Below are 24946 nucleotides of genomic sequence, written 5' to 3'. Positions count from 1 at the left end.
TGGTGCTGATGCGGACGCTGACAGCCTAGAGCGTGCGGTTTCCCGCCGCCGAGAGAGCCGCGCCGGTCACAGGGAATGACCTTCGGCGTAGGCGGTCGCCCAGTCCCGGACCGTCCTGGCGTACTGGTCGGACAAGTTGTAGGCGCGCAGCGCGTCCATCCAGCCCCGCGGCTTGGCGAGGTCCTTCCCGCGCCAGCAGAGATATCCCGCCGCGGACAGCGCCGCGTCGTCGATGTTGTCGGGGCTGACGATGCCGTCGTTGTTCGCATCGACGCCGTACAGCTTCCAGGTCTCGGGGATGAACTGCATCGGCCCCATCGCCCGGTCCATCAGGCGATCGCCGTCCAGTACGCCGCCGTCGGTGTCCGGGATTGCCATGTTGCCCATCGAACCGTCGAGCCGGACCCCGCGGATGGGCGGCGTGATGTCACCGTCGGGGGCGATCGTCGCGCCGCGGTAGGTGCCGTGGTGGCTCTCGACCATGCCGATCCCCGCCAGCGTGGTCCAGGCCAGGTGGCATTTCGGGTTCTCCACCTCGGCGACCCGCGCCGCGTACGCGTAGGCCTCCAGCGCCGTCGCCGGGATGCCGAGAGCGGGTGCGCGCTGCGCCGCCCACTCCCGCAGTTGGTCCGCCGGCCGGCCCTTGGCGTGCGTGTCGATCTGGGGAACCGGGTCACCCGGCGGCGGTGGCACGCCCTCGGGGATCGGAATGCCGGTCTGCCACGAGCAGGACGATGCCATGAGCAGGGCCGTTGCGATGACGATCGCGACGGCCCGCAGCCAACGCACTGGCGACACCGGACTCCCTCGACACTCTTAGATCCCTGCCATCGTCCCACGCGTTCCGACCACCCCCCGGGACCCTTTCGACGAGGCGTACCGATCGCGGACCGGTCTTGCTAAGGTGAGCCACACCTAGCTTTGGCTAGCCAAAGCTCAATAGCCCCTCTAGTAGCGAGGACGACCCGATGACCGCGGTAGGTGAGGTGTCCACGTCACTGATGGCCGCGGGTCCCAGCGTGTCGTCCCAGCTCTTCGGCAGCGCGCTCATCGGCGTCCGGGAGGGTCTCGAGGCCGCCATCGTCGTCACGATCCTGGTCGCATTCCTCGTCAAGTCCGATCGCCGCGACGCCCTCAGATGGGTCTGGCTTGGCGTCGGCGCCGCGATCGGCATGACGGTCGCCGTGTTCCTGGTCATCCAATTCGGCGAGAACACGATCTCCGGGCTCGGCGCCGAAGCCATCGCCGGTGTCGCGTCGGTGATCGCCGTCGCCATCGTCACGACGATGGTCATCTGGATGAAGAAGGCGTCGGCGAGCATGTCGGGCCAACTCCGCGGCGACATGGCGCGGGCGCTCGAAGCAGGCGCGCTGGCCGTGTTCTCGCTGTCCTTCCTCGCCGTGGGGCGTGAAGGCGTCGAGACCGCGCTGTTCATGGTGGGCTTCGCCGACGCCAAGACCCTGTGGCCGCTGACGGGCCTCGTCGTCGGCGTGCTCGTCGCCGTGGCGATCGCGTTCGGCATGTACCGCGGCGCCCTGCGAATCAACCTGGCCAAGTTCTTCCGCTACACCGGCGCGTTCCTGATCGTCGTCGCCGCGGGCATCCTGTCCTACGGCGTCGGCGCCCTGCAGACCGTCGGCTGGCTGCCCGGCCTGGCCAGCCGCCCCTTCGACATCAGCTCGTGGTTTGACTGGTCGTCCTGGTACGGCCAGGTCGTCCAGGGCGTCTTCAACGTCACCCCGACGCCGACCTGGTTGCAGTTCATCTCCTGGGCGCTCTATCTGGTGATCGTCCTCATCGTCTTCCTGCGCCCCCTGCGGGCGCCCGCGAAGCCGGCGGCTACTCCACCGCCGGGCACTCCCCCCGCCAGCGCCGACCGCACTCCCGAAGAACCGCGGTCCACCGCCACCCCCGAAAGGTCGACCAGGTGAATCCGTCCGTCCACGTCTCCCCGCGCACTGCGAGAGCCGGTGCCGCCGCTGCGGCCGCCCTGCTGACCGGCATCTCGCTCGTCGGCTGCCAGGCCAAGGAAGCCGAGACCCCCGCGGGCAGCGGCGGGAACTCCCCGGCCCAGATCACGGTCGACGCGTCCGATACGTCGTGCGAGTTGTCCGGCACCGAGGGCGTCACCGGTCCGAGCACCTTCGTGATCACCAACAACGGCACCAAGGTCACCGAGTTCTACGTCTACGGCGCGGGCGACCGGGTGATGGGCGAGGTCGAGAACATCTCCCCCGGGCTCGAGCGCAAGCTCATCGTCCAGCTGACCGAGCCGGGTACCTACCAAACCGCTTGCAAGCCAGGCATGATCGGCGACGGCCTCCGCGGTGACTTCACCGTCACCGGCGACGCTGTGCAGGTCGACACCGAGGGCAAGTTCGCCGAAGCCGCCGACAACTACAAGCGGTACGTGACCAGCCAAACCGAAGCGTTGATCCCCGCCGTCGGCGCGTTCGTCGCGGCCGTCAAGGCCAAGGACGTCGAGGCGGCCAAGCGCCAGTTCCCGATCGCCCGTACCTACTACGAGCGCATCGAACCGGTCGCCGAGTCCTTCCCCGACGACCTCGACCCGCGCATCGACCTCCGCGAGGCCGACCTCGAACCCGGGCAGAAGTGGACGGGCTTCCACGCCCTGGAGAAGCAGCTGTGGGTCACCGGTCTGCAGCCCGACGCCGATGCCCTCGCCGACCAGCTGGTGGCCGACGTCAAGGAACTCAATGACGGCGTCAAGGCCCCCGACTTCACGATCGACTCGACCCAGATCGCCGGTGGCGCACAGGGTCTGCTCGACGAGATCGCGTCCAGCAAGATCAGCGGTGAAGAGGACATCTTCAGCCACACCGACCTCTGGGACTTCGACGCCAACCTGCAGGGCTCGCAGACCGCGGTCTCCTCGGTGCGGCCGATTCTCGACGAACGCAACGCCGACCTGGGCAAGAAGGTCGACCAGCGCTTCGCGGAATCCGAAGCCCTCCTGCAGAAGTACCGCCAGGGTGACGGGTTCGTCCTCTACGACACCGTGACCGAGCCGCAGCGCCAAGAGCTTTCGCGCTCGATCGACGCATTGAGCAAGGAAGTCAGCCAGGTGCAGGGTGTCATCGCAGGTCAGTGATTCCGGTGCTGGGCCGGACGTGATACTCGCCGAGCTGAATTCGGCCCGCGGCGGGTTGTCGCGCCGCAAGCTCTTCGGCGCGGCGGGGGTGACGGCGGCCGTGGTCGGCGCGGCGGGCGCGGGTGCGCTCGCCGGCCGGGCCTCGGCCAGCTCCCCTACGACCGAACTGCAGGAATCCGTGCCGTTCCGCGGCGCGCACCAGGCGGGGATCGTCACCGCGGCGCAGGACCGTATGCACTTCTGTTCCTTCGACGTCACCACCGACGACCGTGAGGAAGTCGTGGCGATGCTCAAGCAGTGGACGTCGATGGCCGAGCGGCTGACGCTCGCCGAGGAGGCCGTCGCCGACGGCGCCGTCGGCCTCAACCCGTATGCGCCCCCCGCGGATACCGGTGAGGCGCTTGGCCTTCCGGCCTCCCAGCTGACGTTGACGGTCGGCTTCGGCCCGTCGTTCTTCGTCAAGGACGGCAAGGACCGGTTTGGCATCGCCGATCGGCGCCCGGAGGCGTTGATCGATCTGCCCAAGTTCCCCAACGAGACGATGGACCCGGCGAGGAGCCACGGCGACATCTGTGTACAGGCCTGCGCCAACGACCCCCAGGTCGCCGTGCACGCCATTCGCAACCTCGCCAGGGTCGCGTTCGGCACCGCCGCGGTGCGCTACTCCCAGCTGGGCTTCGGTCGCACGTCGTCGACGACGCGTGACCAGGCGACGCCTCGAAACCTGTTCGGCTTCAAGGACGGAACGTCCAACCTGAAGGCGGAGGATACCGGCGCCCTGGACCGGCACGTCTGGGTGGCCGACGGTGACGGGCCGGCGTGGATGACCGGCGGCACCTACCTGGTGACCCGACGCATCCGGATGCGCATCGAGAACTGGGACCACACCACTCTTCTCGAGCAGGAGCGGGTCATCGGACGGCTGAAGGGCACCGGTGCGCCGATCGGGTACGCCGACGAATTCGACGCGCTCGACTTCACCACCAAGAGCTCGAAGGGCACCCCGCTCATCGACATGGCCGCCCACGTCCGGCTCGCGTCGAAGGAGAACCTCGGCGGGATCGAGATCCTGCGCCGCGGCTACAACTTCACCGACGGGACGGACGGCTTCGGCCACCTGGACGCCGGGCTGTTCTTCATTGCGTTCGTCCGCGACGCGAGGACGTCGTTCGTCCCGATGCAGATGGAACTGTCCCGCCACGATGCGCTCAACGAGTACATCACCCATACCGGCACCGCACTGTTCGCCTGCCCGCCGGGACTACCGAACGGTGACGCCAACGCCTACTGGGGCTCGACGCTGTTCAGCTGAGGGTCGCAGCTCTCCGTTAACATGACGGATGTGTCAATAAACGGTGTCGCGGCGCGACGCTGACATGGCCGCGACCATGGGATGGCCGACGACGGGCCGGGACCGCGAGCTGAAGGTCATTGAAGAGGCGCTGAATTCCGCTACGGCGCAGGGCGTGCTGATCGCTGGGCCGCCGGGCGTGGGCAGGTCACGACTGGCCGCAGATGCCGCGGCAGCCGCCGCCAGATCGAGATGGTCGGTCCACCCGATTGTGGCCACCCTGGCCGGACGCACCGTGCCGTTGAGTGCGTTCGCCCCGTGGCCGGACACGTCCCGCGGCGTCGCGCACACCGCGTCAGAGGCGATGGCTGCCGTCGCGGCCCTGGCCAAGCGCACTCCGGTGCTCCTCGACATCGACGACGCCCATCTGCTCGACGACGTATCGGCGTTCGTCGTGCACCAACTCGTTTCGCGTCGCGTCGTCAACGCCGTCATCACGGTCCGCACCGGCGACGAGTTGCCCGACGCCGTGCTGCGACTATGGAAGGACGGTCTGCTGCGGCGCATCGATCTGCCGCGGTGGACAGTGCGGGCCTTCGCCGACGTGCTCACCGCCGCGCTCACCGGGCCCGTCTCCGATGCCTGCGTCCACCAGCTCTGGGACCTGACCCAGGGGGACGCCTCGCTGTTGACGGCGTTGGTGGACCACGAAGCAGCCGCGGGGAATCTGCGGTTCGACGGTGGCCACTGGCGGTTGCGCGCGGAACCGACCGTCACCGCGGCGCTTCGCGACGTGTTCCGGGTACGCATCGGTCCGGTGTCCGAATCCGTAGGGGACGTATTGGAACTCGTCGCCGTGGCACAGTCGGTCAATCGCCTGCACCTAGCCATGCTGACCGATCGCCAAGCCGCAAGCGACGCCGAGCGGCGTGGACTGATCGTGGCGTGCGACGCGGATCCCGAGGCGTTCAGAATCCGTCATCCGCTCTACGCGAAGACGGTGCTCACCGATCTCGGCCCACTGCAGAGGCGCCGCCTGATGGGCCGTCTCGTGACGGCGATGGCCGCACCGGGCAGCACCGGGCCCGTCGATCCAGCCCGACTCGGCGTGGCACTGCTGGACTCCGATCTCGAACCGCAACTAGACATCCTGCGAGCCGCCGCCGAGACTGCGCTACGGCGCCTCGACCTCGACGTCGCCGAGAGGTGCGCCGGGGCGGGTGCCCAGATCGACGCCGGGCATGGCATGGCACTCACCCACGCCTACTGCCTGCTACTGCTGAGCAGGTACGCGGAATCGAGGTGCGCGCAATCGCGGGTCGACCGGGATCTCTTGGACGTCAAGGGCTTGCGAGAAGCTTCGACCTTGGGCGCGGTGCTGGGGATCGGGCCGGACGGCGATGACCAGGCGCGCGCCATTCGGGGGCTTCGACTCGCGTGCGGGGGCGACCCCCGCGATGCGCTGGCGGTGACCGACGGCATCGACGACCGGCAACTCGACGGTCTCGGGCGGATCGCCCACCTAGGCGGCCGGTGCCTCGCGCATACCGAGCGCGGCGAAGTGGCCAAGGCCCGACGGGATATCGACGCGACGTCGAGCCTCGTGGTCGCCAGCCTCGACGCGCTGGACGTCTTGGTCGCCGCCGAGACGCAGGTGCCCGCGTTGATTCTGACCGGGCACCTCGGCGAGGCCGCGGTGGTGGCGCAGCGAACGACCCAACTGTGCCAAACCCTCTCACCGCTGGCTCGCGCCTCGGCTGCCGCCATCACCGGCATGGTCGCCCTGGCCCGGGGCGACCTCGGCCAGGCACTTCAACTGCTGGGCCCGCCGCGGCGGGCCCAGTCGATGAGATCCTTGGCGCAGCCCATCGCGATCGGTATCGCGCGCTGTACGCGACGGCGGCCGCCCGATCGGGTCTGCTGGACGACGCCGACTCGGCGCTGACCCCGGACGTCGACCCGAGCCCTGCCCACCTGCTTGCCAGCGCGTGGATCGCCGCCCAGCGCGGCCAACGCTCGACAGCCCAGCGGACGGCACTGCAGGCTGCCGAGCGAGCGTGCCGCCGCGGTGAATTCGCCAGCGAAATCCATTGCGAGCAAGTAGCTCTGCAGTTGGGGGCGACGCAGAGTCTGCCGCGACTGGCCGCCTTGCACGCCATGGCCGACAGTCCTCGAGCGGCGATCACAGTCCGCTACGCCCGCGCCTTGGCGGCCCAAGATGGTGACGGCCTCGACGTGGTCTCGCGGGACTACGAGAACCTGGGCGACCTTCTCGCCGCCGCCGACTCGGCGGACCAGGCGGCGGCAGCGCACCGCCACACGGGCGGCCGCAGTCATGCGCTGGAAGCGAGTGCCCGCGCCAACCGCCTGGCCCAGGCATGCGGCCTCCAATCGACCCACCAAGGGATTTCCGGTCCGGTGGCGCCGTTCACCCGACGCCAGCGCGAGATCGCCGGGCTAATCCTCGACGGGCTATCGAATCGCGCGATCGCCGACGCATTGTCCCTGTCGGTGCGGACAGTGGAGGGCCACGTGTACCGCGCAAGTTTTCGGGCCGGGGTGCCCGACCGTAAGCAGCTCGCCGAACTGATCATCCGGTTCAAACCGTCGCCGCGCCCGGCTCGACCCCCTCCACATCGACGCGCGTGATCAACAGCGCAAGTTCGGTGCGGCTGGCGACGTCGGCCTTGGCGCACGAGTGCCGGACGTGGCCTTCGACCGTCCGCACCGACAGCGAGAGGGCCTCGGCGATCTCCCGGTTGGACAGGCCACGCGCCACCAGCAGAGCCACCTCTCGCTCCCTGCGGGTGAACGGAATCGTGACCCGGGCCTCGGCAACGATGGGACCCGCCGCCGCGCCGCAGCCGCGGGCCAGCCGGATCGCGCGCTCACCCGCCGTCAGTGCGCTTCCACGCCGCCCGGCCCGACGATGAAGACCGGCGGCCTGGGAGGCCGTTCGCGCCGCCACCAGCGGATCGCCCATGACTTCGAAACCGGCTGATACCGAATCGAGTTCGATTGCATTACCGTCGGCCAGCGCGCGTGCATGCCGGATGGCGAGCCGGCAGCGTGGCCCTTCCACGACGGTTGCCAACTCCATGAGTCGGGTGACCACCGAACCGTCGCCGAACTGCGCCGCCGTGTGCAGGCAGTACGCCTCCTGCGCGAACTGCTGACGATCGCGTGCGAGGTCTGCGGCGCGACGGGCGACGTCGCGGGCGGCGGTGCCGGATCCGTGGCTCGCGGCCACCCAGGATTCGGCGAGCAGCAGCGAGGTGTCGAGGTGCGCCTCACTCGATCGGCGCGACTCCTGAGCCCGCCGCAAAGCGGCGGCTGCCGACACCGAATCCCCGGCCACGGCCAAGGCCTCGGCATAGTAGATCGAATACCGGTATGCGACACCAGAACTGATCGAGTACTCATCGAAGTCGAGGACATCGGGGTCCAGGCACTTCAGCGCCGTGGCCAGGTCGCCGCGCCGCAACGCGACCAGACCGTAGGCGGCCTCCGACGTCGTGCGGGCGACGCCGGGCAGTTCGGCGCAACGATTGCGGCAGCGCTCTGCCACGGCCAGTGCCTCACCCGGATATCCCGCCATCGCCAAGGCCGACGCCCGCGCCACCGCCAGGATCACCAGATGGAGCACCTGCTGCGTCGATGCGGCGACCAGACCTTCGCACTCTCTGGCGCTGACGCCCGCCGCGAGGTCCTGACCCAGATCCGCCAGCGCCATCGTCTCGACGATCAGAGCGGTGATCTGATCGAGGCGGGCGAGACGTCCGCGCTCCACGGTGCCGAGCACCGACATCGCCGCAGCCGGCCTCCCGCCCAGCATCAGCTGTAGTGCGCGATTGACCAGCAGGCCATGACGCCGGGGTCCCGAGGCGGTTTCGAGTGCGTCGTCGACCAGGCGGGTGGCCTCGTCAAGAGCACCCATCCCCCACGTCAGGTTCGCGATCCGAATGATCAACGGATCGCTGGGGCCCTCGGCGAGCTCGTCGTCGAGGGGTATCCCGTCCAGGATGCGCGCGGCCTCCGCGCCGCGGCCGAGGAAGTGCAGTGCGCGCGCGTGGCGGAGACTCGCGGTCGTCCCGCCGCCGGCGCCGACCGCGGCCCTGGCGAACCTTTCCGCCAGCACCGAATCGAGCCGGTCGGCGGCGGCATCGGCGGCCAGCCCGAGAACCCCTGGGTCGGCGGGCAAGTCGGAAGCCAGCCACAGCAGTCCCAGCCGAATCGGATCGACGGGCACCGATGAACCGGCCCGTTCGATTGCCACGGCGACCCGGCCGCGCAAGCGGGCCAGGCCGGCGTCGTCACGCGCCACGATCGCCTCGGCGTACAACGGGTGGCCGATCACGAACGCATCGGGACTCGACGGTGCGGCTGTGATGAGCCCGCGCCCGGACGCCTCCTCGACCGCGGCCGGCTCTGCTACCCCCGTCAGGATGGACCGGGAAATGGTGTCCGCGACGGCGACTGCACCGACGACGTCGCGGACGTCGTCGGACATCGCTCCGATCTGCAGCAGCACCAGATCCCGCAGCGACTGGGACATCGTCGCCGTCTCCGCCCACTGCCACTGGCCGCCCACCACGCGCAGCCGGCCGTCGGCTTGCTCTTGGTGAAGCAGGTGGTGCAGGAAGAGGACATTGCCCCGAGTCCTCGCCCATAGCCGTTGCGCACACTCACCGTTCACCGCGCCGACCAGCGCACGCCGAACCAACCGGTCGAAGTCCGTCCTGAGCAACGGCTGCAGCTCCAGCGTCCGCAGCAGGGCGTCACTCCAACGCGCCACCGCCGCCGCGCTGCCCGGTCCGCCCGCCCGGACCGTCAGCACTGCCCTCACCGCTCCGCTGCGCAGCAGCCGCTCGACGACGTCGGCGGAGGCATCGTCCAACAGGTGCGCGTCGTCGATGCCCAACACGATCTGGCCGTCGACCCCCGAGGTCAGCGCATCGATGACACGATCCGCCGTCGCGACCCGCACGTCGTCGATGATGTCGCCGACGAAGGTGAACGCCCCCAGCGGTACCGATCGACCCGCGGCCGTACACGCGACGCGGTACGACGTCTGCCCCAGTGCGGTGGCGGCGGTTATCGCCTCGTGGGCCAGGCGCGTCTTGCCGACGCCGGCAGGTCCGACGATCAGCACACCGCGAGACCCGTTCCCGCCCAACGCATCAGCCATCAGGCCGAGCTGCTCACCCCGGCCCGTCAAGGGCCAGCGCTCGCTCACAGTCGAAACCTACCTCCTTGGGGCTTCGGAGGTTGGCCGCCCAGCTGACGGCCCGCGAAATCTGGCCGAAGTGAGTAGTCGGACGCTCGCCGTACCCAAGGGTTTAGGTAGCCGCCTACGGGGTCGACCACCGTCGAATCGCCCGACGATGGGTACGAAACCCGTGCCGACGACCTCTCGCCGCACCGGGCCGACCATCCCCGGAGGGACACCGACATGCCGCGTGATCTAGACGACGCCGCCCACCCACGCCATCCCGCCGATCGGGGCGACCAACCGGCGGTGCGGCGCTGGCTTCAGGCGGGCGCGGTGGCCGCGGGCCTGGGCGCGGCGATGATCGTCACCCCCGTCGCGGCCGTCGCCACCGCCGACGACAGCGCACCAGCGGCCAGTTCCTCCGACGACGCCGCGACCGACCCGGTCGACAACACCGCCGACACCGCGGAGCCGTCGTCAACCTCGACCGCCACGCCACACCGGGACATTGGCGAGGTGCCGCGCTCGACCCTCAGCGCGCAGGGGGTGGTGAGAACCCAGCCATCGGGAGACGACGACGAGACGGACGACGCCGCCGCCGCCGCCGACGAGACCATCCCCACCGCATCGACCGACGTCGTCGAACCCGAGCCGGACGCCGAGCCCCAGGTCGATTCACCGGACCCGGTGATACCCGCCGCGCCGAGCCACGCACCCAACTCTGGCAGCGACGCACCGTCCGCGCCGGCACCCAAGACGCCGACTCACAGGTCGGTCGCACCAGCGGCGACCACCCAGCCGGAAGACACCCCGAAAGACGGGGCCGCCGCACCCGAAACATCAGGTGCCGCAATACAAACGGTCGCGCGCGTTGCTGCCCCACTCGCCCTCGTGTCCGTGACGACGAAGTCGTATCCAGCGGCGGTCACCGCTCCCGTGAGCATCCGCGCAATCGTTGCCGACGTGTTGCGCTGGACCGGCTTCGGGGCACTGGACCCCGGCGTGCCGCTACCGTCGTCGCCGCTCAACGACCTCCTCGCCGGGGCCTGGGTCGCGGTGCGCCGACTGCACTACACGCTGTTCAACGCCGCGCCCACCCTTTCCCCGGCGCAGATATCGCAGGATGCCAGGACCGGCGTCGTCGAGGGCACCCTCGGGGGCGCCGACGCCGACGGTGACCAACTCACCTACGCTCTCGTCGGCAAGGGAACGAATGGCGTGGTCGTCCTGGGCTCCGACGGCACCTACACCTATACGCCCAGTTCGGCTTTCGCGCACGAGGGCGGCACCGACAGCTTCACGGTCTCCGTCACCGATGCCATCGCCAACCCCTGGCACATCCACGGACTCGCCGACCTCTTCGGTCACGCCGCGCCCGCCACCCAGATGGTCATCGTCACCGTTGCCCCCGTCAACACCGCCCCCACCGCCCCGCCGACGATCACCGCACCCGCCCCAGGCGCCGACGGAGTGGTCACCGGAAGCATCGGTGCCTCGGACCCCGACGGTGACACCGTGACGTACTCCATCTACCGAGACCCCAACGTGGTCATCCTCAGACCCAAGGGAACCGCCACGATCGATACGGCCACCGGTGTCTACGAGTACACACCCGCCGCCTGGGCCCGCCACGACGCGGCCGCCGTCGGCACGGCTCCGATCACCGACACCTTCGTCGTCACGACCACGGACAGCTACGGCGCCCAGGTCCGGACAACAGTCGTGGTGAGCATCAAACCCGACAACAAGCTTCCCACCGTCGATCCCGCCGTCACGCTCGACCCGGCACACGCGTCGGAACGCATAGTGATCAGCTACACCTCCGACGCGACCGGGACCTCGACGACCACGGTGTCGACGTCCATCCTGCTCATCACGCCGAACGTCGGCGACGCGGACGGCGACAGCGTGACGGTGACTGCAGTGAATGCCGACCAGGCCCTGGGCACCGTCACGCGCAAGGCCGACGGGACATTCGGCTATACGCCGACCCTCGCCGCGCTCAGAGCGGGGGGAACCGCCGCGCAGATCACCGACATCGTCGCCCTCACCCTGGACGACGGCCACGGTGGCGTGACCTCGGCGAAGGTGACCGTCACCCTTCAGACCGCGCTGATCATCGCAGGCACCCTCGCGACGAGTTTCCCCATCGACGCGGCGATTGGTACGGCCGACACCAGCGGTCTGACCAACCCGGGGGACCAGCTGACGATCGTCGGCGTGGCCGGGCTGATCGAACGGGTCGGCGACGATCTGGTCTTCAAGCCCACCACAACCGCCGACTTACCCAAGTACGCGCTCGGTCCCGCAACCGATTTCGCGACGGTGACCGTGGTTCAGAGCGGGGACAAGGTCTACGTCTACAAGAGGGACCCGGGAACTGCCCAGTCCTCCCTCTTCACGATCTTCGATCTGGGTCCGGTCGATCAGCCGATCGGGTCCGCTTGACCCACCGACTCCTCGGGCGTCTGTTCGTCCGAGGGCTCGGTCGGCCAGGCTGACTGCCATTCGTCGGCGCCGATCACTCCCGAGGGCACGGCGTCGAGTTCCCCGTTGCGGCGAGCGGCGATCACCCTCTCCGCCGTCCTGACGTCGTCCATGAACTCCAACACCACTGTGCGCAGGGCATTCTCGGCGTCGACGTCGGGCGTCAAGCTCACCGTGAGCATTGCCGACGGAATCAACTCGGCGGGCACGCCCGCCCGCTCGGCTCGGGCGATCGCCTTCTGCGCCAGAGCCAGCGCGGGCTGCCCGGTCGGCACGTCGTCCATCGCGGACTCGCGGGTCTTCTCCAGCGATTTGCGCTCCTCCCATTGCGCCAACTGCTCGTCGAGGGAAACCTGTTCTCCGGCAAGCACTGCCGGGGCCCGATTGACCAGTTTGCGCACCAGCGCGTCAGCGACGTCGTCGATGGAGAACGCGTGCTGCGGCGCATCCTCGGCGATACGAGCATGAAAGAGCACCTGCAGCAACACATCTCCGAGCTCGTTGCGCAGTTCGTTCGCGTCCCCACTGCGCATGGCGTCGAAGAGCTCGTAGGTCTCCTCCAGCAGATAACGGCGCAGTGAATCGTGGGTCTGCTCGCTCTCCCACGGCCCGTCGGTGCGGAGCTTGTCCATCATGGCCACCGCGTCGAGCAGCCGTTCGCCGGGTTGCGTTGCGGGCGAGGAGATCAGCGGCGCGCCCGCAGCCAGACGTGCTCTGACGATCGGGTGCGTGGGATCCGAGGACAGCAGCACAGGAGCGTCCTCACCGGTGTAGGCGGGCCGGGCCGTAGGCAGCGACCACGGCACCCTGACGGGCATCTCCTCGGTGTACTGCACGTCGCCGGTAAGCAGCATGATGGCCTCCACGGGCACCAACGACGGGCGGCGCGGATCCACCAAGACGACGGTCATGGGGCAATACCTCCGAGGTCGGTTATATCAACCTCGGCCTGCGGCCTTCCATCCAGCGCCAGCAGCAAACCCGCCACCACGCGCAGCAATTCGGCGTCGCGCACCCGTGGTGCCGCGACCCCGCTGCCCTCGCGGGGAATCGGGACCATGATCGTCGACGTGGTGGCGCGGTACGTCGCCGAGGGATGCATCCGCTTGAGCCGCAGTTGCTGCGAATCCAGCAGCGTCAGCGGGGTGACGCGGATCGAGGACGCCGAGGGCGCGCTCACCTCGGTGACGCCATACTGCCGGCACAGCAGGCGCAGCCTGGCCATCGCCACCAGGAGCTGGGCGGGCTGCGGGAGTGGCCCGTAGCGGTCGACGAGTTCTTCGACGACACCCGCGACGGCGGCGTCGTCGGAGGCGGCCGCCAGTCGGCGATACCCCTCCAGGCGCAGTCGGTCGCTGCCGATGTAGTCCGGTGGCAGGTGGGCATCGACGGGCAGGTCGATGCGCACGTCCTTCGGTTCCTCAACGGCCGCAACGGGATTCCCATCGATCACGGCTCGGTACGCCTCGACCGCCTCGCCCACCAGGCGGACGTAGAGGTCGAACCCGACGCCGGCGACGTGGCCGGACTGCTCGGCGCCCAGCACGTTGCCCGCGCCACGGATCTCGAGGTCCTTCATGGCCACCGCCATGCCCGCGCCGAGCTCGTTGTTCTGCGCGATCGTGGCGAGCCGGTCGTATGCCGTCTCCGTCAGCGGCACCTCGGGCTGGTAGAGGAAGTACGCGTAACCCCGCTCGCGGCTGCGGCCGACGCGACCACGCAGCTGGTGTAGCTGCGAGAGCCCGAACGTGTCCGCACGCTCGACGATCAGCGTGTTCGCGTTCGAGATGTCCAGCCCCGTCTCGACGATCGTCGTGCACACCAGGATGTCGAACTCGCGGTTCCAGAACCCCTCGACGGTGCGCTCCAACTGCTCCTCGGCCATCTGGCCGTGCGCCACGACCACCCTGGCTTCGGGCACCAGTTCCCTGACCCTGGCCGCGGCCGAATCGATGGTTCGCACCCGGTTGTGGATGTAGAACGCTTGCCCGTCGCGGAGCAGCTCGCGCCGCAGCGCCGCGGCGACTTGCTTGTCGTCATGCGGTCCGACGTAGGTCAGCACGGGGAAGCGCTCCTCGGGTGGGGTGAGGATGGTCGACATCTCGCGGATGCCTGCCAGGCTCATCTCCAAGGTCCGCGGGATCGGCGTCGCGCTCATCGTCAGCACGTCGACGTGGGTGCGCATCGACTTGATGTGCTCCTTGTGCTCGACGCCGAAGCGCTGCTCCTCGTCGACCACGACCAGGCCGAGGTCCTTCCACGTCACACCGGTCTGCAGCAGGCGGTGGGTGCCGATCACGATGTCGACCGAGCCGTCCTTCATGCCGCTGAGAACCTTGCGCGACTCGGCGTTGTCGGTGAAGCGGGACAACCCCTTCACGGTGACCGGGAAGCCCGCCATCCGCGCCGAGAACGTCTGCAGATGCTGGTCGGCGAGCAACGTCGTCGGCACCAGGATTGCGACCTGCTTGCCCGCCTGCACCGCCTTGAAGGCCGCGCGCACCGCGATCTCGGTCTTGCCGTAGCCGACGTCACCGCAGATCACCCGATCCATCGGCACCGGCTTCTCCATGTCGGACTTGACCTCGGTGATCGCGGTCAGCTGATCCATGGTCTCGGTGAACCCGAACGCGTCCTCCATCTCCGCCTGCCACGGCGTGTCCGGTCCGAACGCGAACCCCGGCGCCGCCTGACGCTTGGCGTAGAGCGTCACCAATTCGCCCGCAATTTCGCGAACGGCCTTGCGCGCCTTAGTCTTCGTGTTGGTCCAGTCGCTGCCGCCGAGCTTGCTCAGCGACGGCTCCTGCCCGCCGACGTAGCGGGACAGCTGATCCAACGAGTCCATCGGCACGAACAGCTTGTCCGACCCGCCACCGCGCTTGGCCGAGGCGTATTCGAGGACGAGGTACTCACGTCGGGCGCCACCGATGGTGCGCTCCTGCATCTCGACGAAGCGGCCGATGCCGTGTTGGTCGTGGACGACGAGATCGCCCGCGGTCAGCGCAAGCGGGTCGACGACGTTGCGGCGCTTGGCCGCCAGTCGCTTGCCCTCGGTGGCGGCGGCGCGGTTGCCCGTCAGGTCGGTCTCGGTGATCACGACGAGGTTGGCGCCCGGCAGCACCACACCATCGCGCAACGGTCCCCTGAGCACGCCGACCACACCGGGCTTCGGCACGTCGCCAGGCGCCAGGATCGACGCGGCGGTGTCGGCCTCGCCCAACTGCTCGACGATGCGGTGGGCGGTACCCGTGCCCGGCGTCACGACCGCGGCCAGCCCGCCCGTCGTGACGTGCGCGCGCAGCATCGCGAACATCTCGTCGAGGTTGTTCTGCTGCCCCCTCGCCGACGGCGCGGCGCGAATGTCTAGTTCCGTCGCGTCCGGGTTGCCCAGCTGGCTCAGCGTCCACCACGGATGTCCGCCGACGGCGGCGCCGGCGCGGACGTCGGCGAGCTCACGGAAGCCGGACCCGCCGAGTTGTTCGATGTCGATCGGCGCCTGAGCTCCCATCGCGGCGACCGACCACGACGCCTCCAGGAACTCCTGCCCCGTCTTGATCAGGTCGCCCGCCCGGGTCCGGACCTTCTCCGGGTCGCAGACCAGCACCGGCGCGCCGGCGGGCAGGTGGTCGGTGAGCAGTGACAGGTCAGTCGGTCGCAGGACGGGTAGCAGCGCCTCCATCCCGTCGACGGGGATGCCCTCGCCCAGCTTGGCCAGCATGTCACTGACCGTGCCGGTGACGCGGTTGTCGTCATGGGGCTGATCGGCCGCCAGCGCGGCCGCTCGCTTACGGACGTCCTCGGTCAGCATCAGCTCTCGGCACGGCACGGCGATCAGCGTGTCGAGGTCGATGTCGGTCAGCGATCGCTGATCGGCGACGGCGAACATCCGCATCTCGGATATCTCGTCGCCCCAGAACTCCACGCGGACGGGATGTTCGGCCGTCGGCGCGAAGACGTCGAGGATGCCGCCGCGGACCGCGAACTCGCCGCGCTTGCCGACCATGTCGACCCGGGTGTAGGCCAACTCGACCAGCCGCTCCAGCACCCCATCGAACTCGGCCTCGGCTCCGACCGTCAGCGTGACCGGCTCGACGTCGGCCAGGTCCGGCGCCATCGGCTGCAGCAGTGAGCGTGCCGTGGTGACCACGACCCGCAATGGTGCGCCGAGGCGGGTGTCGTCGGGCTTGGCCAGCCGGCGCAGCACCATCATTCTGGCGCCGACCGTCTCGACTCCCGGCGAGAGCCGTTCGTGCGGCAGCGTCTCCCAGGACGGGAACAGCGCGACCGCGTCGCCCAGAACGGCCTGCAGTTCGGCGGTCAGGTCGTCGGCCTCCCGGCCGGTCGCGGTGACGACGAGCAGTGGGCCCGCCTCGGCGAGCGCGGCGGCGACGAAGAGGCGGGCATTGGCCGGGCCGACCAGCGCCCATTCGGGGGTGGCCTCGGCGGCGCGGCGGGTGAGATCGGCCAGACCGGGGTCGGACAGCGCGAGTCGGACCAGTCCCGACATCGGGGTCTGGACATGGGGGTGCCCCGAAGTGGTCATCGATTACTCATCCTAGTCATCGCCCGCCGAGTGGCCACCTACCGCACGTCAACGTCCAAAAAGCGTGCGATATCTGGCCATTCGCGCGAGGGGCTACTGCTGGTCGTGCAACTCCGGATCGGCTTCGAGGTGGGTCAGCCCGTTCCACATCAGGTTGACCAGGTGCGCGGCGACGACTTCCTTCTTCGGTTCCCTGGTGTCCAGCCACCACTGCGCCGTCATCGACACCGAGCCGACGAGGGCTTGGGCGTACAGCGGCGCCAGCTGAGGGTCCAGGCCGCGGCGGGAGAAGTCACCGGCCAGGATCGACGCCACCTGGCTGACGGCGTCGTTGAGCAGGCTCGAATACGTGCCCGACGCGATGCTCGCCGGGGAGTCGCGGATGAGGATGCGGAAACCGTCGGTGCGCTCCTCGACGTAGGTCAGCAGCGCGAGCGCCACCCGCTCCACCCGCACCCGGGAGCGGTTGTTGGTCAGCGAGGAGGTGATGCCGTCCAGGAGTGCCGACATCTCGCGGTCGACCACGACGGCGTACAACCCCTCCTTGCCACCGAAGTGCTCGTACACGACGGGTTTGGACACGTTGGCCCGCTGGGCGATCTCCTCGATCGACGTGGCGTCGTAACCGCGCTCGGCGAACAGCGACTTGGCGATCTCGATCAGCTGCTGGCGGCGTTCGGTACCCGTCATGCGCGCGCGCGGTGCACGTGCTTCCTTCTCGGGCGCTGCCACGGCTGCCAGGGTAGGCCTTCGACTAAAGTCGCTCGCGTAAAGTCACTCCCGCAGTCCGTCGTAGTGTAATCGGCAGCACCTCTGTTTTTGGTACAGATAGTTCAGGTTCGAGTCCTGGCGACGGAGCACCCACCTAGCGATTTCGGCGTGATGAGTCGCGACGAGCGCGACCGATCACGCCGAAATCGCCCAACGTGAGGGATCGATGACGACACGAGGCGAGACCGCGGTCATCGTCCTGGCGGCGGGGGCGGGCACCCGGATGCGGTCCGACGTGCCGAAGGTCCTGCACACGCTGGCCGGCCGCAGCATGATCGCGCACGCGCTGCACGCCACCGCGAAGGTCCACCCGCGGCACCTGGTGGTAGTGGTCGGCAAGGACCGCGACCGCGTCATCCCCGCCGTCGCCAGCCTCGCCGAGGAACTCGACCGCCCGATCGACATCGCCATCCAGGACGAACAGCTCGGTACCGGGCATGCCGTCACCTGCGGGCTGGCCGCGCTGCCCGCCGACTTCGAGGGCACCGTCGTGGTCACCGCCGGTGACGTCCCACTACTGGATGGCGCCACCCTCAACGAGCTCGTCGACGCCCATGGAAGCGAAGCCGTCGCCGCGACCCTGCTGACCACGACGGTGCCCGACCCCACCGGCTACGGCCGCATCCTGCGCACTCAGGACGGCGAGGTGACCAGCATCGTCGAGCAGGCCGACGCCACGGCCTCCCAGCTGGCGATCCGCGAGGTCAACGCCGCCGTGTACGCCTTCGATGCCACGGCGCTCCGCTCAGCCCTGACCGAGCTACGCTCCGACAACGCGCAGGGCGAGCTCTACCTCACCGACGCCATCGAGATCATCCGCCGCGGCAATCGGCAAGTCCGCGCCCTGCACGTGGACGACAGCGCGCTGGTCGCGGGGGTCAACGACCGCATCCAGCTGGCCGATCTGCACCGCGAGCTCAACCGCCGCCTGGTGGCCGACCTGCAACGCAGCGGGGTGACCATCGTCGACCCCGCCACGACGTGGATCGACGTCGACGTGACCGTCGGGCGCGACACGGTCATCGCCCAGGGCACCCAGCTGCTCGGCACCACCAGCATCGGCGCGCGCTGCCAGATCGGGCCCGACACGACGCTCACCGGCGTGACCGTCGGCGACGGCGCCACCGTGATCCGCACCCAGGGTTCGTCGTCGGTGATCGGCGACGCAGCCGTCGTCGGGCCGTTCGCGTACCTGCGGCCGGGCACCGAACTGGGGACCGAAGGAAAGATCGGTACGTTCGTCGAGACCAAGAACGCGACCATCGGCGCAGGGACCAAGGTGCCGCACCTGACGTACGTCGGGGACGCCGACATCGGCGCGGACAGCAACATCGGCGCCTCCAGCGTGTTCGTCAACTACGACGGAGAAACCAAGCGGCGCACCACGATTGGCTCTCACGTGCGCACCGGTTCGGACACCATGTTCGTCGCTCCGGTGGTCGTCGGCGACGGCGCGTACACCGGCGCGGGCACCGTCGTACGGGAGGACGTGCCGCCCGGCGCGCTGGCCGTCTCGGCGGGCCCGCAGCGCAACATCGAGGGCTGGGTCGTGCGCAAACGACCCAACAGCGCCGCGGCCGAGGCAGCCAGGAACGCCGGCGCCCGCGAGGACCAACCGGACACCTGACGTTGGCATTCTGGCAACCCGGCCACGCGGTCCCAGAATCGCTACGTACGATCAACCCGTATCGATCCCCGACGGCAAAGGCAGCTCCGAAGTGGCCACGGACTGGACCGACAATCGCAAGAACCTGATGCTGTTCTCGGGTCGCGCACATCCCGAGCTCGCCGAGCAGGTCGCCAAGGAACTGGACGTCAGCGTCACCGCGCAGACGGCCAGGGACTTCGCGAACGGCGAGATCTTCGTGCGCTTCGACGAGTCGGTGCGAGGCTGCGATGCCTTCGTGCTGCAGTCCCATCCCGCGCCGCTGAACAAGTGGCTGATGGAACAGCTGTTGATGATCGACGCGCTCAAGCGGGGCAGCGCCAAGCGCATCACGGCGATCCTGCCGTTCTACCCCTACGCCCGCCAGGACAAGAAGCACCGCGGCCGGGAGCCGATCTCGGCCCGCCTGGTGGCCGACCTCTACAAGACCGCCGGCGCCGACCGCATCGTGTCGGTCGACCTGCATACCGACCAGATCCAGGGCTTCTTCGACGGACCCGTTGACCACATGCGCGGTCAGTCCCTGCTGTGCGGGTACATCCGCGACAACTACTCCGACCATGACATGGTCGTGGTCTCCCCCGACTCGGGCCGCGTTCGCGTCGCCGAGAAGTGGGCCGACTCCCTCGGCGGCGTACCGCTGGCGTTCATTCACAAGACCCGCGATCCCCTGGTTCCGAACCAGGTCAAGTCCAACCGGGTGGTGGGTGACGTCAGGGGCAAGACCTGCATCCTGACCGACGACATGATCGACACCGGCGGCACCATCGCCGGCGCGGTCAAGTTGCTCAAGGAGGACGGGGCGGCCGACGTCATCATCGCCGCCACCCACGGCGTGCTGTCCGACCCTGCCCGCGACCGGCTCGCCGAGAGCGGCGCCCGCGAGGTGGTCGTCACCAACACGTTGCCGATCGGCGACGAGAAGATGTTCCCCCAGTTGACCGTGCTGTCGATCGCACCGCTGCTGGCCAGCACCATCCGTGCGGTGTTCGAAAACGGTTCGGTGACGGGACTCTTCGACGGCGACGCCTGATGTCCCACATTCGCGAGACCCCGTGACGTTGGCCCGCTCACTCGTCGTGCTGGCGACGGCGCTGGTCCTGGCTGGGTGTGGCTCCGGAAGCGAGGGCGACGACGGCGCGCCCGCGTCGTCGGCCGCCCCGGCGTCGACGACGACGAGCGCAGTGCCCACGATGACGCCCGCGCCCCCGCCCCCGTCTGCTACCCCAGCCGCGGGAAAGCCGTTGGCGTTCAGGGACTATCTGGCCACCATCAACGTCACCGGCGAGCCCGTGCACCTCGACAAGGCCCCCGGACTCGCGGTCACCGTGCCCGTGCCGGACGGCTGGGCGCAGACCAGTGATCCGCTGTTCTCGACCGGCGTGGAGTTCATCCAGCCCGTCGGCGTCGAGGGTTCGGCGCCGACGGTGACGCTGATGTCCATCCGCCTCGTCGGCGACTTCGACGCCAGGGACGCGATCCGCCACGCCAACTCCGACGCGCTGGCACCGACCGCCACGAACGTCACCGAATCCTTCGACGACTACGACGGATTCCCGTCCGCCGCAACGCAGGGCAGCTCTGGCGGTGCCGAGCACTACAGCCGGATCGTTCTGGCCGACGTGCCGTCGACCCGCGAGCGCTACCTGGTCCAGCTCACAGCCAGCACGCCCGCCGAGCAGCCGATCGGTCAGCCGTCGCCGTTGAACGACGTCGTCTCCGGGTTCAAGGTGGCTGTGTCGTGAGGCTCGCTGGCCTCGCGGGAGCCGTGCTCGTCACCGCAGTCACCGTCACCGGGTGTGGCGCGTCGGAACCGGATTACAAGTCCATCTGGACGACGACGACCTCGACCTCCACCACCGCCGCGCCGAACACCGAGAAGCCGATCTCCATCTCGGCGTACTTCGAGAAGATCGGCATCACCGGCGCGCCGGTCGCCCCCGACAAGCTGACCGACCTGACGGTGTCGGTGCCCGAACCGCCGGGCTGGAAGCCCTACTTCAACGTGAACCTCTCGCCGGGCACGCGGACCATCGCCAAGGGTGACACCTACCCCACCGCGATGCTGCTGGTCTTCCAGCTAGACGGGAACTTCGACGTCAGAGAGGCCCTCAAGCACGCCAACGGCGATGCCGAGCTGTCGCAGAACTTCAAGCAGCTCAACGCCTCCACCAACGACTTCCGCGGCTTCCCCTCGTCGATGATCGAGGGCAACTACGACCTCAACGGGCAGCGGATGCAGAGCTACAACCGCATCGTGATCGCCACCGGCACGCCGGCGCGAACCAATCTGCCCGGGCAGAAGTACCTGATCCAACTGACCGTGACCTCCTTCGCCGACCAGGCCCAAGCCGATGGGCCCGACGTCGAGGCGATCATCAAGGGCTTCACCGTCGCCAGGAAGTAGCACGCTATCTATCCTGGGCGGCATGAGCGACTGGACCTCCAACGACCTGCCCCGATTCGACGGCCGGACGGTCATCGTCACGGGTGCCAACAGCGGGCTGGGCGAGGTGACCGCACGCGAGCTGGCGCGCGTCGGTGCCAAGGTCATCGTCGCCGTCCGCAATCTCGACAAGGGCAACGCCGCGGCGGCGGGCATGCCCGGTGACGTCGAGGTCCGCAAGCTCGACCTTCAGGACCTGTCCTCGGTACGGGCCTTCGCCGACACCGTCGAGGCGGTGGACGTGCTGATCAACAACGCGGGCATCATGGCGGTGCCGTACGCGCAGACCGTCGACGGCTTCGAGAGCCAGATCGGCACCAACCACCTGGGCCACTTCGCCCTGACCAACCTGCTGCTGCCCAGGATCACCGAGCGGGTGGTCACGGTGTCGTCGATGATGCACCTGCTCGGCAAGATCAGCCTGAAGGATCTGAACTGGAAGTCGCGGCCCTACTCCGCGTGGCTCGCCTACGGCCAGTCGAAGCTCGCCAATCTGCTGTTCACCTCGGAGCTGCAGCGCCGGCTCGACGCCGCGGACTCGGCGGTGCTGGCGGTCAGCGCTCACCCCGGCTACTCGGCGACCAACCTGCAGGGCAACACCGAGGGCAAGATCAGCAGCACGCTGATGACGCTCGGCAACAAGATGGCCACCGACGCCGGCTTCGGGGCGCGTCAGACGCTGTTCGCCGCGTCGCAGCCGCTACCCGGCGACAGCTTCGTCGGTCCGAAGTACGCGATGGCGGGGGCCACCGGGCTGTCCGCGCGCAGTCCGCTGGCCCGCAACGCGAAGACGGCCGCCGCCCTCTGGGCGCTGTCCGAGCAGCTCGTCGACGTCGGATTTCCACTCTGACGTGCGTGTGCGCTAGCCTTGGCGACGATCACGGCGAGGGTGGACCCATCGGACCACCGTTATCGACGGGAAACGATTCGCAGCCCAGCTGCTTCTGGTCGCCCTCACCGTGCCACTGTCATCACACGCACAGGAGCGACATCACATGGCCAAGACCACGGCCCACGCATCGAACAATCTGACCGCTGAGGTCCGGACCACGACCGGCAAGGGCGCGTCGCGTCAGGCCCGTCGCGACGGCAAGGTTCCCGCCGTCCTCTACGGCCACGGCGCCGATCCGCAGCACCTGACGCTGCCCGCCCGCGAGTTCGCCGCCGTGCTGCGGAACTTCGGCACCAACGCCGTCCTCACCCTCGACATCGGCGGCACGGAAGCCCTGGCGCTGCCGAAGGCGATCGAGATCCACCCGATCCGCCGCAACATCCAGCACGTCGACCTCATCATCGTCCGTCGCGGCGAGCGCGTGACCGTCGAGATCACCGTCCACGTCGAGGGTGACGCCGGCCCCGACACCCTGGTCAACCAGGAGTCGAACACCATCGAGATCGAGTCCGACGCGATGTCGATCCCCGAGAACCTCACGCTGTCGGTCGAGGGCGTCCCCGCGAACACGCAGTTCCTCGCCTCGCAGGTGCCGCTGCCCGAGGGCGTCACGCTGATCTCCGATCCCGAGCTGCTGGTCGTCAACGTCATTCCGGCGCCGACCGCCGCGGATCTGGAATCCGAGGGTGGCGGCGAGTCCCTCGAGGGCCAGGCCGAAGACGCGGCGGAGGCAGCCGCCGAAGCCGACGCGGCCGAGTCCGAGTAGGCGCGCGGGACGACGGTGGCCGAACCACTGCTGGTGGTCGGCCTCGGCAACCCCGGACCGCGGTACGAGACGACGCGGCACAACCTGGGCTTCCTCGTCGCCGACATCCTGGCCGATCGCCTCGGCTCGGGATTCAAGGTGCACAAGAAGTCCGGCGCCGAGGTGACGACCGGTCGCATCGGCGGCCGGTCAGTCGTGCTGGCCAAGCCTCGGGTCTACATGAACGAATCCGGACGCCAGGTCGGTCCGTTGGCCAACTTCTATTCGGTGCCGCCGGCTGACGTGATCGCCATCCACGACGAACTGGACATCGACTTCGGTCGGATCCGGCTCAAGCTGGGCGGCGGCGAAGGTGGGCACAATGGGCTGCGATCGGTGGCTGCGGCGTTGGGTACCAAGGACTTTCAGCGCGTCCGTGTCGGCATCGGGCGGCCGCCCGGCCGCAAGGACCCCGCCACGTACGTGCTGGAGAACTTCAGCGCGGCCGAGCGTCCCGAGGTCGGCTTGATCTGCGAGCAGGCCGCCGACGCCACCGAGCTGTTGATTCAGGTGGGCCTGGAGACCGCGCAGAACACCGTCCACGCCTGGTAGCCAGCGCCCCCACTCCCGCACTCCCGCACTCCCGCACTCCCCTAATCCCCCACTCCCGCGAGCGTGCGTGTCTGTCCCCGACACGCCGAGGAAAAACCGGAGAAGGCGCACGCTCGCGGCCCCGGGTCGGGCTAGCCGAGGCCGGTGATCCCGCTGCCGACGACCTTCGTCGGCTTGTGCGGATACCGCTTCTCGGCGTGCGCCTTCGCGGCCGAGTTCGGCAGCACGTACAACGTTTCCCGTTTGGCCTGAAGCGGTTTGAGCACCAGGTCCATGAAGCCCTTGCGGTCGTCGAGGTACGGCTCGATGACGTCCTCGCCCGCCGGGCACACGGCCAGACAGTAGGCGGCCTTGTAGTTGGCCTTGAACGACAGGCTCTGCCACATCGACGCGTTCTCGGATTCGGTGACACGCGAACGGAAGTCGGTCGCGTCGGCACTGTCGGCAATGGTCGATACGTAGTCGGCGAAGCCGCCCATGAACTCTCGGTAGTTGTGCACCGAGCAGGCGACGAAGTCGAAGCTACCGTCCTTGCCGATGGCACCAACCGGACACGCGGCGACACACAGTTTGCACGCGAGGCACGGCGAATAGTCCAGCGGCTCGCCGTAACTGGAGATCGGCGCGTCGACCAGAATGGTGGCGAGCAGAATGAAGTTGCCGAACTTCGGATGAATCACGTTGCGGTGGATGCCCATCACCCCGAGACCCGACGCCACCGCGACCGGCTTGTGCGCGACCACCCAGATCCGGCCGGGGAACCGGTCCATCTCCATCGGGAACGTGGCCGACGGGTTCAGCGCTCGGTGCCCGGCGTCCTGCAGGGCGCGGGTGATTCGGTGCGCGGCCTCGTTGATGATCTCGCCGGTGCGGTGAAACTCCTGGTTGGCCACGCTGCGCGCGACCGATCGTACGTTGTCGCGGTTCACTCGCACGACCAGTGAGATGTAACTTCTGGTGCCCGGGAGCGCGGAGTCGACGTGCTCGCGTTCGGAGGCGAGGTCGGGGTGCTCGACGCTGGCGAAGGCGACGTCATCGGCGCCTGCGGCTAGGCAGACGTCGCGCAACCAGTCGGCGTCGACCACCGCGGGAGGCCGTTCCGACGGGCGGGCGCGCACCTTTCGCACGGTGGGGTGGTCGGCGATTCGTCCGGCGTCGCGGTCCGTCAT

At 68.8% G+C, this 24946-nt stretch carries 19 protein-coding genes and 1 tRNA gene; 14 read left to right on the top strand and 6 right to left on the bottom strand.

Annotated features, from left to right (window positions below; genetic code table 11):
- Positions 1-66: 66 nt before the first annotated feature.
- Positions 67-798 carry a lytic transglycosylase domain-containing protein gene (locus QUE68_RS05760; protein WP_284231564.1) on the bottom strand — a complete coding sequence of 244 codons (732 nt, stop codon included), beginning with the start codon at positions 796-798 and terminating at the stop codon, positions 67-69.
- A gap of 170 nt (positions 799-968) precedes the next feature.
- Here QUE68_RS05760 and efeU point away from each other — a divergent pair, with 170 nt between their 5' ends.
- From efeU to QUE68_RS05735, 5 genes are all read left to right on the top strand, one after another.
- Entirely contained in the window at positions 969-1931 is a 963-nt protein-coding gene (gene efeU / locus QUE68_RS05755) for an iron uptake transporter permease EfeU (RefSeq protein ID WP_284231566.1), read from the top strand.
- Complete coding sequence (efeO, locus tag QUE68_RS05750) at positions 1928-3112, top strand: iron uptake system protein EfeO (protein ID WP_284231568.1); 1185 nt, start codon at positions 1928-1930, stop codon at positions 3110-3112. The genes efeU and efeO overlap by 4 nt, the downstream gene beginning before the upstream one ends.
- A 19-nt stretch (positions 3113-3131) precedes the next feature.
- Complete coding sequence (efeB, locus tag QUE68_RS05745; protein ID WP_455013401.1) at positions 3132-4424, top strand: iron uptake transporter deferrochelatase/peroxidase subunit; 1293 nt, start codon at positions 3132-3134, stop codon at positions 4422-4424.
- A 64-nt stretch (positions 4425-4488) separates the two neighbouring features.
- A complete protein-coding gene (locus tag QUE68_RS05740; RefSeq protein WP_286275258.1) occupies positions 4489-6348 on the top strand; it encodes an AAA family ATPase in 1860 nt (619 codons plus the stop codon).
- Between the two features lie 212 nt (positions 6349-6560).
- Positions 6561-7052, top strand: coding sequence for a helix-turn-helix transcriptional regulator (locus tag QUE68_RS05735; RefSeq protein WP_286275257.1), 492 nt, complete (start codon positions 6561-6563; stop codon positions 7050-7052).
- Here QUE68_RS05735 and QUE68_RS05730 read toward each other — a convergent pair.
- Positions 7003-9639: a helix-turn-helix transcriptional regulator gene (locus QUE68_RS05730; protein ID WP_284231572.1), complete on the bottom strand. Its 2637-nt coding sequence runs from the start codon at positions 9637-9639 to the stop codon at positions 7003-7005. The genes QUE68_RS05735 and QUE68_RS05730 overlap by 50 nt on opposite strands.
- A 216-nt stretch (positions 9640-9855) precedes the next feature.
- Between QUE68_RS05730 and QUE68_RS05725 the strand changes: the two genes are divergently transcribed.
- Positions 9856-12063 (top strand): Ig-like domain-containing protein, encoded by a 2208-nt coding sequence (locus QUE68_RS05725; protein WP_284231574.1) that lies wholly within the window; start codon positions 9856-9858, stop codon positions 12061-12063.
- Here QUE68_RS05725 and QUE68_RS05720 read toward each other — a convergent pair.
- The 3 genes from QUE68_RS05720 to QUE68_RS05710 form a co-directional block, all read right to left on the bottom strand.
- A complete protein-coding gene (locus QUE68_RS05720) occupies positions 12042-13013 on the bottom strand; it encodes a nucleoside triphosphate pyrophosphohydrolase (protein WP_284231576.1) in 972 nt (323 codons plus the stop codon). The two genes, QUE68_RS05725 and QUE68_RS05720, sit on opposite strands and share 22 nt — an antisense overlap.
- Complete coding sequence (gene mfd, locus QUE68_RS05715; protein ID WP_286275256.1) at positions 13010-16645, bottom strand: transcription-repair coupling factor; 3636 nt, start codon at positions 16643-16645, stop codon at positions 13010-13012. The genes QUE68_RS05720 and mfd overlap by 4 nt, the downstream gene beginning before the upstream one ends.
- A 93-nt stretch (positions 16646-16738) precedes the next feature.
- Positions 16739-17335: a TetR/AcrR family transcriptional regulator gene (locus QUE68_RS05710; RefSeq protein ID WP_284231596.1), complete on the bottom strand. Its 597-nt coding sequence runs from the start codon at positions 17333-17335 to the stop codon at positions 16739-16741.
- A gap of 96 nt (positions 17336-17431) precedes the next feature.
- Between QUE68_RS05710 and QUE68_RS05705 the strand changes: the two genes are divergently transcribed.
- From QUE68_RS05705 to pth, 8 genes are all read left to right on the top strand, one after another.
- Positions 17432-17503: transfer RNA gene (locus QUE68_RS05705), tRNA-Gln, on the top strand.
- A 79-nt stretch (positions 17504-17582) separates the two neighbouring features.
- Positions 17583-19043, top strand: a complete 1461-nt coding sequence (gene glmU / locus QUE68_RS05700) for a bifunctional UDP-N-acetylglucosamine diphosphorylase/glucosamine-1-phosphate N-acetyltransferase GlmU (protein WP_284233025.1) — start codon at positions 17583-17585, stop codon at positions 19041-19043.
- A 91-nt stretch (positions 19044-19134) separates the two neighbouring features.
- Positions 19135-20115 (top strand): ribose-phosphate diphosphokinase, encoded by a 981-nt coding sequence (locus QUE68_RS05695; protein ID WP_284231581.1) that lies wholly within the window; start codon positions 19135-19137, stop codon positions 20113-20115.
- 22 nt (positions 20116-20137) lie between these two features.
- Positions 20138-20827: an LpqN/LpqT family lipoprotein gene (locus QUE68_RS05690; protein WP_284233023.1), complete on the top strand. Its 690-nt coding sequence runs from the start codon at positions 20138-20140 to the stop codon at positions 20825-20827.
- On the top strand, positions 20824-21489 hold the full coding sequence (locus tag QUE68_RS05685) for an LpqN/LpqT family lipoprotein (RefSeq protein ID WP_284233022.1): 666 nt from the start codon (positions 20824-20826) through the stop codon (positions 21487-21489). Before QUE68_RS05690 ends, QUE68_RS05685 begins: the two co-directional genes overlap by 4 nt.
- A gap of 22 nt (positions 21490-21511) precedes the next feature.
- On the top strand, positions 21512-22378 hold the full coding sequence (locus tag QUE68_RS05680) for an oxidoreductase (protein ID WP_284233021.1): 867 nt from the start codon (positions 21512-21514) through the stop codon (positions 22376-22378).
- 145 nt (positions 22379-22523) lie between these two features.
- Positions 22524-23186 (top strand): 50S ribosomal protein L25/general stress protein Ctc, encoded by a 663-nt coding sequence (locus QUE68_RS05675; RefSeq protein WP_284231586.1) that lies wholly within the window; start codon positions 22524-22526, stop codon positions 23184-23186.
- Positions 23187-23201: 15 nt separating this feature from the next.
- On the top strand, positions 23202-23777 hold the full coding sequence (gene pth / locus QUE68_RS05670) for an aminoacyl-tRNA hydrolase (protein ID WP_284233020.1): 576 nt from the start codon (positions 23202-23204) through the stop codon (positions 23775-23777).
- Between the two features lie 131 nt (positions 23778-23908).
- Here pth and QUE68_RS05665 read toward each other — a convergent pair whose 3' ends face one another.
- Complete coding sequence (locus QUE68_RS05665) at positions 23909-24946, bottom strand: epoxyqueuosine reductase (RefSeq protein ID WP_284233019.1); 1038 nt, start codon at positions 24944-24946, stop codon at positions 23909-23911.

The sequence above is a fragment of the Mycolicibacterium sp. TUM20985 genome (assembly GCF_030295745.1).
Classification (GTDB): Bacteria; Actinomycetota; Actinomycetes; order Mycobacteriales; family Mycobacteriaceae; genus Mycobacterium.
This window is presented reverse-complemented; position numbering and strand designations above follow the sequence as displayed.

Bases quoted from the DNA above. Each gene is read 5' to 3' on its own strand.
- QUE68_RS05680 (WP_284233021.1), top strand. From the start codon at position 21,512: ATGAGCGACTGGACCTCCAACGACCTGCCCCGATTCGACGGCCGGACG.
- QUE68_RS05675 (WP_284231586.1), top strand. From the start codon at position 22,524: ATGGCCAAGACCACGGCCCACGCATCGAACAATCTGACCGCTGAGGTC.
- QUE68_RS05725 (WP_284231574.1), top strand. From the start codon at position 9,856: ATGCCGCGTGATCTAGACGACGCCGCCCACCCACGCCATCCCGCCGAT.
- efeU (WP_284231566.1), top strand. From the start codon at position 969: ATGACCGCGGTAGGTGAGGTGTCCACGTCACTGATGGCCGCGGGTCCC.
- QUE68_RS05710 (WP_284231596.1), bottom strand. From the start codon at position 17,335: ATGACGGGTACCGAACGCCGCCAGCAGCTGATCGAGATCGCCAAGTCG.
- QUE68_RS05735 (WP_286275257.1), top strand. From the start codon at position 6,561: ATGGCCGACAGTCCTCGAGCGGCGATCACAGTCCGCTACGCCCGCGCC.
- QUE68_RS05720 (WP_284231576.1), bottom strand. From the start codon at position 13,013: ATGACCGTCGTCTTGGTGGATCCGCGCCGCCCGTCGTTGGTGCCCGTG.
- glmU (WP_284233025.1), top strand. From the start codon at position 17,583: ATGACGACACGAGGCGAGACCGCGGTCATCGTCCTGGCGGCGGGGGCG.
- QUE68_RS05740 (WP_286275258.1), top strand. From the start codon at position 4,489: ATGGCCGCGACCATGGGATGGCCGACGACGGGCCGGGACCGCGAGCTG.
- mfd (WP_286275256.1), bottom strand. From the start codon at position 16,645: ATGACCACTTCGGGGCACCCCCATGTCCAGACCCCGATGTCGGGACTG.
- QUE68_RS05665 (WP_284233019.1), bottom strand. From the start codon at position 24,946: ATGACGGACCGCGACGCCGGACGAATCGCCGACCACCCCACCGTGCGA.